This is a genomic window from Sphingomonas elodea ATCC 31461, from assembly GCF_000226955.1.
Taxonomy (GTDB): Bacteria; Pseudomonadota; Alphaproteobacteria; order Sphingomonadales; family Sphingomonadaceae; genus Sphingomonas; species Sphingomonas elodea.
The window spans coordinates 1-12208 of the sequence record NZ_AGFU01000072.1 but is presented as its reverse complement, the minus strand read 5'-3'; the positions used below and the strand labels follow the sequence as shown (position 1 = coordinate 12208).

Annotated in this window: 14 protein-coding genes; 4 read left to right on the top strand and 10 right to left on the bottom strand. The window is 68.4% G+C overall.

The annotated features are described in order from the left end of the window. Window positions 1-13: 13 nt before the first annotated feature. Window positions 14-484, bottom strand: a complete 471-nt coding sequence (locus tag KK7_RS0117200; RefSeq protein WP_010545888.1) for a peroxiredoxin — start codon at window positions 482-484, stop codon at window positions 14-16. Window positions 485-497: 13 nt separating this feature from the next. Beyond that, on the bottom strand, window positions 498-3173 hold the full coding sequence (locus KK7_RS21055; protein WP_040599023.1) for a bifunctional [glutamine synthetase] adenylyltransferase/[glutamine synthetase]-adenylyl-L-tyrosine phosphorylase: 2676 nt from the start codon (window positions 3171-3173) through the stop codon (window positions 498-500). Window positions 3174-3256: 83 nt separating this feature from the next. Between KK7_RS21055 and KK7_RS22700 the strand changes: the two genes are divergently transcribed. Then, window positions 3257-3454, top strand: a complete 198-nt coding sequence (locus KK7_RS22700) for a hypothetical protein (protein ID WP_158000032.1) — start codon at window positions 3257-3259, stop codon at window positions 3452-3454. A 3-nt stretch (window positions 3455-3457) separates the two neighbouring features. On the opposite strand, the gene KK7_RS0117185 is transcribed toward KK7_RS22700, so the two are convergent. Genes KK7_RS0117185 through KK7_RS0117175 form a run of 3 tightly spaced genes read right to left on the bottom strand, consistent with a single transcriptional unit; the run spans window position 3458 to window position 5945 of the window. Beyond that, window positions 3458-3793, bottom strand: a complete 336-nt coding sequence (locus tag KK7_RS0117185) for a 2Fe-2S iron-sulfur cluster-binding protein (RefSeq protein ID WP_010545886.1) — start codon at window positions 3791-3793, stop codon at window positions 3458-3460. Next, the gene (locus KK7_RS0117180) at window positions 3790-4872 is read right to left on the bottom strand and encodes a cysteine desulfurase family protein (RefSeq protein ID WP_010545885.1); all 1083 of its coding nucleotides are present in this window, start codon (window positions 4870-4872) and stop codon (window positions 3790-3792) included. Before KK7_RS0117180 ends, KK7_RS0117185 begins: the two co-directional genes overlap by 4 nt. Next, entirely contained in the window at window positions 4869-5945 is a 1077-nt protein-coding gene (locus tag KK7_RS0117175; RefSeq protein WP_010545884.1) for a cysteine desulfurase family protein, read from the bottom strand. Before KK7_RS0117175 ends, KK7_RS0117180 begins: the two co-directional genes overlap by 4 nt. Between KK7_RS0117175 and KK7_RS0117170 the strand changes: the two genes are divergently transcribed. Further along, entirely contained in the window at window positions 5945-6694 is a 750-nt protein-coding gene (locus KK7_RS0117170; RefSeq protein ID WP_083836133.1) for an alpha/beta hydrolase, read from the top strand. The two genes, KK7_RS0117175 and KK7_RS0117170, sit on opposite strands and share 1 nt — an antisense overlap. A 13-nt stretch (window positions 6695-6707) precedes the next feature. On the opposite strand, the gene KK7_RS0117165 is transcribed toward KK7_RS0117170, so the two are convergent. From KK7_RS0117165 to KK7_RS0117150, 4 genes are all read right to left on the bottom strand, one after another. Then, complete coding sequence (locus KK7_RS0117165; RefSeq protein WP_010545882.1) at window positions 6708-7595, bottom strand: alpha/beta hydrolase; 888 nt, start codon at window positions 7593-7595, stop codon at window positions 6708-6710. Window positions 7596-7686: 91 nt separating this feature from the next. Beyond that, a complete protein-coding gene (locus KK7_RS0117160; RefSeq protein WP_010545881.1) occupies window positions 7687-7875 on the bottom strand; it encodes a hypothetical protein in 189 nt (62 codons plus the stop codon). Then, the gene (locus KK7_RS0117155) at window positions 7857-8063 is read right to left on the bottom strand and encodes a hypothetical protein (RefSeq protein ID WP_010545880.1); all 207 of its coding nucleotides are present in this window, start codon (window positions 8061-8063) and stop codon (window positions 7857-7859) included. Before KK7_RS0117155 ends, KK7_RS0117160 begins: the two co-directional genes overlap by 19 nt. Beyond that, on the bottom strand, window positions 8035-9003 hold the full coding sequence (locus tag KK7_RS0117150; RefSeq protein ID WP_010545879.1) for a threonine ammonia-lyase: 969 nt from the start codon (window positions 9001-9003) through the stop codon (window positions 8035-8037). Before KK7_RS0117150 ends, KK7_RS0117155 begins: the two co-directional genes overlap by 29 nt. A gap of 154 nt (window positions 9004-9157) precedes the next feature. Here KK7_RS0117150 and KK7_RS0117145 point away from each other — a divergent pair, with 154 nt between their 5' ends. Both KK7_RS0117145 and KK7_RS0117140 read left to right on the top strand, forming a co-directional pair. Then, window positions 9158-10387, top strand: coding sequence for a type III PLP-dependent enzyme (locus KK7_RS0117145; protein ID WP_010545878.1), 1230 nt, complete (start codon window positions 9158-9160; stop codon window positions 10385-10387). Window positions 10388-10572: 185 nt separating this feature from the next. Then, window positions 10573-11652 (top strand): 1,9-bis(guanidino)-5-aza-nonane synthase, encoded by a 1080-nt coding sequence (locus KK7_RS0117140; RefSeq protein ID WP_010545877.1) that lies wholly within the window; start codon window positions 10573-10575, stop codon window positions 11650-11652. A gap of 72 nt (window positions 11653-11724) precedes the next feature. Here the strand turns inward: KK7_RS0117140 and KK7_RS0117135 are convergent, their stop codons facing one another. Then, a complete protein-coding gene (locus KK7_RS0117135) occupies window positions 11725-12027 on the bottom strand; it encodes a hypothetical protein (protein WP_158000031.1) in 303 nt (100 codons plus the stop codon). Between the last annotated feature and the right edge of the window lie 181 nt (window positions 12028-12208).

The window sequence follows — 12208 nt, the reverse complement described above, 5'->3', positions numbered from 1 at the left end:
CTGCGCCGTTCGCTCACCCGAGCGCCTTTGCCGCCGCGAGCACCTCGGCGGCGTGGCCGGGCACCTTCACCTTGCGCCAGGCGCGGACCAGCGTGCCGCCAGCGTCGAACAGGAAGGTCGAACGCTCGATGCCCATATACTTCTTCCCGTACATCGACTTTTCGACCCACACGCCCAGCGCTTCCATCAGCGCGCCGTCCTCGTCGGTGGCGAGCGGGACCGTGAGGTCGTACTTCGCGGTGAACTTCTGGTGCTTGGCGGGCGGATCCTTGGAGATGCCGAGCACCTTCACGCCGAGCGCGGTGAATTCCGGCATCACCGCGGTGAAATCCTGCGCCTCGCGGGTGCAGCCCGAGGTATCGTCCTTGGGATAGAAATAGAGGACGAAGGGCTTGCCTGCGCCCCAGTCGGGCAGCGCGATCGCGCTGCCGTCCGCCGCCACCAGCGCGCCCTTGGGGAGCGCGTCGCCCTGCTCGATGCTCATTGCCTGGTCTCCTTCAGTTGCCGGCCTGGATCGCGGCCCAGCATTGGCGCACCTCCTGCCGCGTCCCGTCCAGCGTCGCAACCACCGCTTCCCAATCGGGCAGGCTCAGCGTGCGGGCGATGAGAGCGCGGGTGCGCTCGCCCGGCGGCTGCGCATCGGGCGCCACCAGCCGCAGCGTCACCAGCAGACGGGTGAGGAAATCATGCGCCCCCCGGAGCGCGGGCGGCAGAAGCCCCTGCCCCACCAGCGCGTCGATCGCATTGCCCAGACGCGGGTCGAAGGCGGTGCGGTGGCAGAGCTGCTGGACGTGCACCGCGAACTCCAGGTCGACCAGCCCGCCGTCGAGCAGCTTGGCATCGAGCGGCCCCGCCGGCGGCTTGTGCGCGGCCATGTCGGCGCGCATCTTCGCGGCATCGGCCAGGATGTCGCGTGCCGGCCGGGCGCCGTGCAGCACGCGGGTGATGATGTCCTGCACCTGCGCACGCGCCTCCGCCGATCCGAACACCGGCCGCGCCCGGGTGAGCGCCATATGCTCCCAGCTCCAGGCGTCCTTTTCCTGATAGCCGGCAAAGCCCTCCAGCGACACCGACAGCGGCCCCTGCGTGCCCGAGGGGCGCAGCCGCGTATCGACCTCGTAGAGCGGCCCCGCCGCCGTCGGGACGGACAATGCGGCGGTAACCCGCTGCGCCAGCCGATTGTAATAGGTCACCGCGCCCAGTGGCCGGCGCCCGTCCGATTCCGCGGCATAATCGCCGGTGAACAGGTAGATCAGGTCGAGATCCGAGGCATGGGTGAGTGCGCCGCCGCCCATCCGGCCGAGCGCCAGGATCACCAGCTCGCTGCCGGGCACCGTCCCGTGCTGGCTGGCGAACTCCTCGACGGTCGCGGCCGCCAGCACGTCGATCGCGGCCTCGGCGACCCGGGCATATCCGGCGGAGACGGCCAGCGGGTCGCTGACCCCGGCCACGATTTGCGCACCGAGGGCGAACCGCTTTTCGTTGACGATGCGGCGAACATGTTCGAGCCGCCACTGATAATCGGCGCCGCGCTCCTCGGCCGCCATCGCCGCCATCAGCTCGGCCACCTCGCCCACCGGGGCCAGCGCGCTCGCATCGATCAGCCCGTCGAGCAGTTCTGCGCGGCGGCCGAGCTGCTCGGCAAGCGTCGGCGCATGGCTGAGGATTGCGCTCAGCAGCCGGGTGAGCGCCGGCTGCGCCTCCAGCAGGCGGAAGATGTTGACCGCGCTCGGCAGCCGCTTGAGCATCGCGTCGAACCGCGTGATCGCATGCTGAGGGTCGGGCGCGCCGCCGAAGCCCGTCATCAGCGTCGGCAGCACCGCTTCCAGCGCGCTCTGTGCCGCCGGGCTGCGCAGCGCCGGATAGGTGGCCCCCCGCCACCCCTCCACCACCCGGCGGGCGACATCGGCATCGGGAAAGCCCGCCTTTGCCAGCCGTTCGCGCAGCAGGTCGGGATCGGTGGGCACGCCGCTGCCGCTGCCCTCGGCCAGCGCGTCGTAGATGCGGCCGACCCGCTCGACATGCGGCTGGAGCAGCGCGATCAGCGCCGCGCCGTCGTCCACTCCGTGCAGCCGCGCGACATTGTCGAGCGCCGCCGGATCACTCGGCAGGGTATGGGTCTGGCGATCGTCGATCATCTGCAGCCGGTGCTCGACCGTGCGCAGCAGCACATAGGCCGCGTCCAGCGCAGCGGCTTCCTCCGCATCGATCCGCCCTGCCGCGGCGAGCGCCGCCAGCGCATCGCGGGTGGCGGGAACGCGCAGGGCCGGATCCCGCCCGCCATGGATCAGCTGGTGGATCTGCGCGAAAAACTCCACCTCGCGAATGCCGCCCCGGCCCCGCTTCAGGTCATAGCCGGGGCCGAAGCGCTGGCCCTGATGGTGATGATCGCGAATGCGGCGGGAGATTTCCTGGATCTCGCGGATCGTTCCGTAGTCGAGCGCACGGCGCCATACGAAGGGCCGGATCGCGTCGAGAAAGCTCTGCCCCAGGGCCCGGTCGCCCCCGGCGGCGCGGGCTCGGATGAAGGCGGCGCGCTCCCAGGGCAGCGCCTGGCTTTCATAATAGCTGATCGCCGCTTCCACCGGCAGCACGATCGGCGTCACCTCGGGCGAGGGGCGCAGCCGCAGGTCGACGCGCAGGACATAGCCGTCGCCGTCGCGCGCCTGAAGGATTTCCAGCACCCGGCGGCCAATCCGCACCGCCGCTTCCTCCGGCACCTCGCGCGGCTTTACCGGCAGCGTGGCGGGATCGAAGATCAGGATGGGATCGATGTCCGACGAATAGTTCAGCTCGCGGCTGCCCTGCTTGCCGAGTGCGATCGCGGCGAAGCCCCGGGGTTCGGCATCGGGCGTGCGCTCGCGAATGGCGGCGGTGATCGCGCGGTCCAGCGCGTCATCGGCGAAGTCGCTGAGCAGCCGGGTCGTCCGGCCAAAACCATAGACGCCGGCCAGATCGCCGATCGCCGCGATCGCCGCCAGCCGCCGGCGCTGGACGCGCAGCGCCTGCGGCACCGGCATGCCCGCCGTCGGTGCGGCCGCGACTCCGATCGGATCGGCCACCGCGCCCGCCAGATCGTCGACGATGTCGCGCTCGCGGCCCAGCACCATCGAAAGAAAGGAGGAGTGCGCGTTAACCCTTTCCAGCGCCGCGGAGAGTGCAGGATTGTTCACAAGGACACCCTATCGTCCAAAAACCACACAGCTGCGGCGAATTGCAGATCTCCGAGGCAACGAAACGGCCACATGACCGTTTTGTGGCCGTGGTTCAGACGGCATCCCCAAAGGCCCAAGAGGCAAGCGTTGCGACTCCCTATCGCATCGAGGCGCCACGCGCCGGTGACGGCATCGGCCGCGCATTGGCCAATGCCTATGCGCGGGACCTCGGCCTGCCCCAGGACATGGCGGCCCTGCTCGCCAAGCTGAACGACCGCGATCCGCGCTGCCACTGGTAAGCGTCACCGACCCTGCATGTCACGGTGCGCAGCCGGCATCCGCACGGTCAGCCCGTCCATCGCATCGGTAAGCACGATCTGGCAGGCGAGCCGACTGGTCCGTACCGCGCCCATGGCGAGATCGAGCATATCCTCTTCCTCCTCGCTGGCCGCGGGCAATCGGGCGAAATCGTCGGGCGCGACGATCACGTGGCAGGTGGAACAGGCCATCTGCCCCTCGCACGTGCCTTCCAGCGGTTGCCCCGCATTCTGCGCTACCTCCAGCAACCGCGCGCCCGGAGCGACAACGACCTCCTGGACTGCGCCGCCGCGCGCACCTTCGAACCGGATCCGGATCATGCGGCGCCCCGCTGGGCGTCGGCGGCGGCACGGAGTCGATCGAGTGCTGTCATCAATTCCCCCTCGGTGGTCATGCGGCCGAAGCCGATCCGGATGCTGGAACGCGCCGCCTTGTCCGACAGGCCCAACGCCCGGAGCACATGACTCGGCCGCCCCGAGCCACTCGCACAGGCCGAGCCCGCGGAAAAGGCGATGTCGCGCAGGTCGGACATCAGGCGCCCGACGTCGAGGCCGTCGCGGCGTACGTTGAGATTGCCGAGGTACCGGTTCGTCGCGGAGCCGTTCAAGGTCCACATCTCGCCGAGCAAATGCCGCGCCGTCTGCCAGAGCCGTGCGACATGGGCGGAATCCTGTTCTCCCCGCGCGGCCGCCACCTTCGCCGCCGCGCCGAATCCCGCGCACAGCGCAGGCGAGAGCGTGCCCGATCGTCCCGGCGCCTCCTGCCCGCCGCCATGGAGCAGCGGTGCCAGCGTCACCCCGTCGCGTACCCAGAGCGCACCGATGCCCTTGGGGCCGTGGATCTTGTGCGCGGAAATCGCCACCAGATCGCAACCGGCAGGGATCGGCACCCGGCCATAGCCCTGCACGGCATCGCACAGGAAAAGCGCTCCCGCCGCATGGGCGATCTCCGCCAGTTCCGCGATCGGCTGAATCACGCCGATTTCGTTGTTGACCAGCATCGCCGCGACCAGCCCCGTGCCCGGCAGGATCGTCGCGCGCGCGACCTCCGGGTCGACCATCCCGTCCGGCCCCACCGGCAGCACCGTCACCGGACGTCCCGTCGCCGCAACGCTATCCAGCACAGCAGCATGTTCGGTGGCGAGCGTGACGATGGGTCCGGTGGTGCCCTTGATCGCCCAGTTCAGCGCCTCGGTGGCGCCGCTGGTGAACGCCATTTTCCCGCCGGCCGGGAGCAACGCCGCCACCTGCCCGCGCGCGACTTCCACCGCAGCCCTCGCCGCGCGACCGGGCGCATGGGGGGAATGGGGGTTGGCGTGCTGCGATTCGAGCCAGGGCAGCATCGCCGCCAATGCTTCCGGCGCGAGCGGCGTCGTCGCCTGATAGTCGAGATAGATCATGCCGCCCGCGCCTTCGCGTCGGCAAAGGTGGCGCGCCACAGCTCGGCGAAGGAGTCGACGTCCGCCTCCGTCGTGCCGCGCCCGAAGCTGACCCGCACCACCTCGCGCAACGCCGGCTCCGCCCAGCCCATCGCGGTCAGCACATGGCTCGGGCGCATGCTGCCCGAGGAGCAGGCGCTCCCCGCCGACACCGCGACGCCCGCCAGGTCGAAGCGGATCAGTTGGGCGGCGGAGGAAACGCCGGGCATCCGATAGGCACCGATGAGCGGGCTGCGCGGGCTTTCCGCCCCCACCACCGCTCCGCCGGCTTCCAGGATCGCTGCCTCCAGCCGAACCCGCAGCCGGGCCATCTCCACCAGATCCTCCGGCACCGTCACGGCAGCGGCATAGCCCAGCGCGCCCGGCAGGTTCTCGGTGCCCGCGCGATAGCCCTTTTCCTGCCCGCCCGTCGGCATCAACGACCCGAGATCGCGCACCAGCAGCGCCCCGATCCCGGGCGGACCGCCGCGCTTATGGGCGGAAATCGCGACCAGATCGGCATGGCGCAACACCTCGGCATCGGCATGCGCGGGCATCTGCGCGGCATCGACCAGCAGCAGTCCGCCCGCGCCGTGCACGGTGGCCGCGATCGCCGCGATCGGCTGGCGCACGCCGGTTTCGCTGTTCGCCCATTGCACGCAGACCAGCGTGCGACCGGCGCCCTCCAGCGCCGCCGCCAATGCGTCCAACCGAACGATCCCGCCCGCGGTCACCGGCAGCACCTGCGCGCCCTCACCCAGCCGCAGCACGGCATCATGCTCGACCGCCGTCACCAGCCGCCGCTCGACGACGCTGCGGCCGAACGCCATCGCCAGCGATTCGCTCGCCCCACTGGTCAGCAGCAGTTCGTGCGCCCAGCCATAGCTTGCTGCGATCCGCCGCCGCGCATCCTCCAGCGCCGCGCGCGCCGCCCGCCCGTCGCCATGCGGCGAGGAGGGGTTCGCCCAGCGCGCCATGCCCTCCATCACCGCCGCCACCGCCTGCGGCAGCATCGGGGTCGTCGCGGCATGATCCAGATAGAGTCGAGCGGCCAATGGCGTTCCAATTGCGTGAAGGGACCCGCTGCCTATATAGCGACCAAGTTCCTGCGCTCCACCGCGCATCTCCCTATCGAACAGGATCCGCCTTGCCCGAAGTCATTTTCCCTGGACCCGAAGGCCGCCTCGAGGGCCGCTTTGCCCCCGCCCCGCGCCCGCGCGCGCCGGTCGCGATGATCCTCCACCCGCATCCCAATGCGGGCGGCACGATGAACAACCGCATCGTCCAGGATCTCTACAAGACCTTCCAGCGCCGGGGCTTCGCCACGCTGCGCTTCAATTTCCGCGGCGTCGGCAAGAGCCAGGGCGTGTTCGACAACGGCATCGGCGAGCTTTCGGATGCCGCCAGCGCGCTAGACTGGGTGCAGAGCTTCCACCCCGAGGCATCGTCCACCTGGGTCGCAGGCTTCGGCTTCGGCGCCTGGATCGGCATGCAGCTGCTGATGCGCCGCCCGGAAATCCGCGGCTTCATCTCGGTCGCGCCGCCGGCGAACATGTTCGACTTCACCTTCCTCGCCCCCTGCCCCAGTTCGGGCATCATCGTGCAGGGCGAGCAGGACGAGGTCGTGACGCCGGGCGCGGTGCAGAAGCTGGTCGACAAGCTGCGCACCCAGAAGCACATCACCATCCACCACGACACCATCCCGGGCGCGAACCATTTCTTCGAGCACGAGATGGAGCAGCTGATGGGCTCGGTCGACCGTTATCTCGACATGCGGCTCGATCCCAACTGCCCGATCCGCTGAATACCTTTGCGGCTCAGCGCGGCGCGAAGGTCGCGCTGAGCCAGCGATCGACCACGGCGGTAGCGGGATAGTCCGCCTCGCCCAGCTGGCGGTTCATCGCCACATGGCCGCGCAGGCCCCGACCCTCGAAGCCTTCGACCTCCACCTTCGATCCTTCCGCGCGCAGCGCCGCCGCCAGCGCTTCCGACTGGCGTGTCCCGTCGTCACGCCGGACGTGAAGGATCAGGAACGACAGCACGTTCGGCCCCGCGGTATGCGCGATCGGCGACAACGCCCGCTGCCGCGCCGGATCGCTGCCGAACGCCTTGGTATAGATCGGCCGCATGAAGCGCCCTGCCGCCGCCATCTGCGCCGGCACATCATAGGCGGCGCCGTCGAGCAGTACCACGCCGCGCAGCTGGTCCAGCATCAGGTCCTGCCCGTGCATGTAGCGCGGATCGGTGCCCACCAGCGCAGCGAGATGCGCACCCGCGCTGTGCCCCATCAACACCATGCGGTCGGGATCGAAACCGAGCTCCCGGGCATGCGCGACCAGCCAGGCGATGGCGGTCGCCACATCCTGCGCCTGCTGCTCCACGGTCGCGCCGGGCACCAGCCGGTAGTTGATCGTCGCGAAGGCATAGCCCTCTCCGGTGAAGTGTCGGATCTTGGCCACGCCCGTCGCATTGTCCTTGGAGCCGCGCTCCCAGCCGCCGCCATGCACGAACACGACCAGCGGGGGCGGCGAGCGGGTGGCGGCGACGGGCGGGTGATAATCCAGTTTCTGCTCGGGCAGCGGGCCATAGGCCAGGTCGCGCTTGGGCGCGAAGGCGGAGGGCGGCGGCGATGCCATCTGCTGCTGGGCAAGCGCAGGCGGCCCCGCGAGAAACAGTCCGGCCAACACCCATCCGATCGCGCGCATTCCGGCTCTCCTGCTGCGACTGCATGGTATCGCAGGTGGCGGCGCGGGGTCTAACCGGAAAAGGTCGCAAGATGTCGCAGACGCTGGCTTCCTACACCGTCCAGATCAGCACATTGCCCAGGATCACCAGCGCGCAGACCAACATCAGCACCCCGCGCTGCCGATCGCCCCGGCGCAGCACGGCAACCCCGCCCCAGGCAAGGGCCAGCACCGCCAGCATGGCGATGCCCATCACCAGCGGGTAGAGCGCGGAAAGGCCGCTCAGGTCACCACCACCCATAGCGTCACCCCCGTCGCGACGAAGACGCAGGCACCGCCCGCGACCAGCCGCGGCTCGCCGCGATAGGCGATCCGCAACGTGATCCAGAGGAAGTGACCGAGCGCGAGCGTGCCGATGCTTGCAAGGCGGGCAATGGCGCCGCCGACGGGATTGCCGCGATCATTCCGTGTCCCCGAGCGTCCGCGCATAATCCTCCTGGTCCACATTTCCGCCCGAAACCAATATGAGCGTGCCGGGTTCCATCGCGATCTTGCCGGCCAGCAACACCGCAATGCCCGCCGCTCCACCGGGCTCGACGACGAGCCGGAGCTTTGCCGCTGCCCAGCGCTGCGCGGCCCGGATTTCGGCTTCGGTTACCGCGATTCCGGTAGCGCCCCGACGCGATAGCACGTCGAAGGTCAGCGGGGAAACACGTTGGGTCTGCAGCGAATCGCACACCGTCGGCGGTGGGTTCGGGCCGACCGGCTCGATCCATCCCGCCTCCAGGCTGCGGCGCATGTCGTCCCACCCTTCCGGCTCGACCGGCACCACCTCAGCGTCGGGCAACGCCAGGGCGATCCCGGCGGAGAGGCCGCCGCCGCCACACGGAACCACCGCCCGCGCCGGCGCCGGGAGCCCCGCTTCGGCCATCTGCCGCGCCGCTTCGATGCCAGCGCTCCCCTGCCCCTCGATGATCCAGGGATCGTCGAAGCTCGGCACCAGCGCCGCACCGCGGGCATGGGCGAGCTGCTCGGCGATCTTCTCGCGGCTTTCGGTGGCGCGATCGTAGCGCACCACTTCCGCGCCCAGCGCCAGCGTCGCCTCCAGCTTCACCCGCGGCGCATCCGCGGGCATCACGATCACCGCCGGGATCCCCAGCCGCTTCGCTGCCCAGGCGACGCCCTGCGCATGGTTGCCCGAGGAGAAGGCGACGACGCCCTTGTCCCGCACCCGTTCGTCGAGCGCGGTCAGCCGGTGCCAGGCGCCACGGATCTTGAACGCGCCGATCGGCTGCAGGCTTTCTGCCTTGAACGCGACCGGCACGCCGCGCACGTCCTGCACCAGCAAGGGCGTGGGCGGGAGGATCGCCGCGACCTTGGCGGCGGCGTCGCGGACCCCTGCGCGGGTGGGCTGTCGCAAAATCGTCACAGTGCATCCCTCGCCGTAGAAAAACGGACCCCAGAATCACTTTACACCGGGGTCCGACGCGCATATGTGCGCTCCTCCGCTGCCCCATGGGACTTCCAACCGCAAGGCAGCTTTTCGTCAATGTTTGCCTCACGGCATTTGGAGGTCCCTTGAGTTGCACAAGCATCATCGCGCGCTGGGGTTAGCGACCACCCAGATCGGCACCACTCGAGTAGCCGACATCGCTAAGCTTCGTCCGGTCCAGCCGGTAACGCTCGTCCGCCCGCACGCCGCATCGCGTGCGGCCCGGTTCTTCGCCGAGAAGTTCCCGGGTCGTTCGATGTATGCCGTGAAGGCCAATCCCTCGCCGGATCTGATCCAGATCCTGTGGGAGAGCGGAATCACGCATTTCGACGTCGCATCGATCGCCGAGGTTCGCCTCGTCGCCGGTGTCGCGCCGGAAGCAACCCTGTGCTTCATGCACCCGGTAAAGGCTGAGGAAGCCATCGCCGAGGCATATTTCGAGCACGGCGTTCGCGTATTCAGCCTGGACAGCATGGAAGAGCTGGACAAGATCGTGCGCGCCACCAAGGGCGCCACCGATCTCACGCTGTGCGTACGCCTTCGCGTCTCCTCCGATCACTCGAAGCTCAGCCTCGCGTCGAAGTTCGGCGTCGGCCCGGGCGAAAGCAAGGACCTGCTGATCGCGGTTCGCCAGGTGGCGGATGCCCTGGGCATCTGCTTCCATGTCGGCAGCCAGGCGATGTCGCCGGAAGCCTATGCCAATGCGATGGAGCGCGCCCGCGTCGCCATCGTTGAGGCGGGCGTTACCGTGGACGTCGTGGATGTCGGCGGCGGGTTCCCGTCCAGCTATCCCGGCATGGAGCCGCCGCCGCTCGAGCGCTATTTCGCGACGATCCACCGCGCCTTCGAAAGCCTGCCGATTTCCTATTCGGCCGAGCTGTGGGCCGAGCCGGGCCGTGCGCTGTGCGCCGAATACAGCTCGCTGGTCGTGCGCGTCGAGCGTCGCCGCGGCGACGAGTTGTACATCAACGACGGCGCGTACGGCGCGCTGTTCGATGCGGCCCATATCGGCTGGCGCTTCCCGGTCCGCCTGCTGCGCGAGCCGGATTCGAACGCCAAGGACATGGGCTTCAGCTTCTATGGCCCCACCTGCGACGACATGGATCGCATGGCGGGCCCGTTCGAGCTGCCGGCCGACATCCAGGCGGGCGACTATATCGAGATCGGCATGCTCGGCGCGTACGGCGCGGCGATGCGTACCGGCTTCAACGGCTTCACGGCCGGCGATACGGTGATCGTCGACGACGAGCCGATGGTCTCGCTCTACACCGGCGAAGACGAGGCGGTCGCCGCCACCCCGTCGAACGTCGTCAAGCTGTAATCAGCACGTCTTATCCGACCTCGCTCCCCTCCCGCTTGCGGGAGGGGTCGGGGGAGGGCATGGCGTGTTCCTGATCGGGAGCGGCTGAACAGCCCCTCCCCTGACCCCTCCCGCAAGCGGGAGGGGATATATGGGTTTCCGCGTCCCCTTTGAATGACGGCGGCCATGTGAAAATGGGAGTTCCCATGACCGACAGCCTCACCAAGACCGCGGCGGCCAACGCCCCGATCAACGACACCCGCAAGGCCGAACTGCTTTCGAAGCAGGTCAAGCACATCGACATCAAGAGCTTCGACGCGCGCCCGATCGTCGATGCGATGGCCGATATGAGCTTCACCAGCCGCGACCTCGGCCGCGCCACCAAGATCTACAACGACATGCTGGCCGACAAGGACTGCACGGTCTGCCTCGTCATCGCGGGCTCGACCTCGGCCGGCGGCTGCATGGACCTCTATGCCGAGCTGGTGCGCAACAACATGGTCGACGTGATCGTCGCCACCGGCGCGACCATCGTCGACATGGATTTCTTCGAGGGCCTGGGCCACAAGCACTATCAGGCGCTCGAGATCCCCGACGACGACACGCTGCGCTCGCTCTACATCGACCGCATCTACGACACCTATATCGACGAGGAGCAGCTCCAGGACTGCGACTTCACGATCAACAAGATCGCGAACGAGCTGGAGCCGCGCGCCTATTCGAGCCGCGCCTTCATCCGCGAGATGGGCAAGTATCTGTCGGAGCACGGCAAGAAGGAAAACAGCCTGGTCAAGCTCGCCTATGAGCATGACGTGCCGATCTTCTGCCCGGCGTTCGTCGACAGCTCGGCCGGCTTCGGCCTCGTCAAGCACCAGGTCGACCAGATGAAGGCGGGCAAGCCCTATCTGATGATCGACGCGGTCGCGGACTTCCGCGAGCTGACCGAGATCAAGATCCAGGCGGGCACCACCGGCCTGCTGATGATCGGCGGCGGCGTGCCGAAGAACTTCATCCAGGACACCGTCGTCTGCGCCGAAATCCTCGGCCATGAGGATGTGGAAGTGCACAAGTATGCGGTGCAGATCACCGTCGCCGACGTGCGCGACGGCGCCTGCTCGTCCTCGACGCTGCAGGAAGCCGCCAGCTGGGGCAAGGTGAACACCGGCATCGAGCAGATGGTGTTCGCGGAAGCCGGTTCGGTGATGCCGCTGCTCGCCAGCGACGCCTATCACCGCGGCTATTGGAAGGATCGCGCAAAGCGCGGCTGGGCGAAGCTGTTCGCCTGAGCCTTTCGGGATCGACAAACGAAACGGCCGGGGAGCGATCCCCGGCCGTTTTGTTGTAAGGGGTGGAGGAGGTTACCTACTGACTGGCTTGGCGCTCGCGTCGAAATCGACCTTGTCGAAACCCGCCATCTGCAAAGTGTAGATGACCCCGCCGATACAGCGATAGGGCGTATTGTTCATGTCCGTGAGGATGCGGGCCCGTCGCCCCTTCCTGACCTCCGTCTGCGCGGCTTTGAGCAGTTCGTCGATCGTCAGCTTTCGTCCCGCAACTTCAACATAGCAAGCGTCGGCAGGGCCCCGCACGATGACGACGTATGGCTGCGGACTTCCTCCCGGAAGCAGCAGAGCCATGATGGACGCGAGGATTGGGGCCATGGCGAAACGATGCATGGGAGCATTGCGCTACGCAAGCGTTGGCCTACCATGCACGTGACCACAGCCTGCCGTGTTTCCTAGCCCCTCCCCTTCAGGGGAGGGATCGGGGTGGGGCTGTGTTTCGCAGAGACCAACAAGCGTTCTGGAATCCCTCCACCCCAACCCCTCCTCCAAGGAGGAG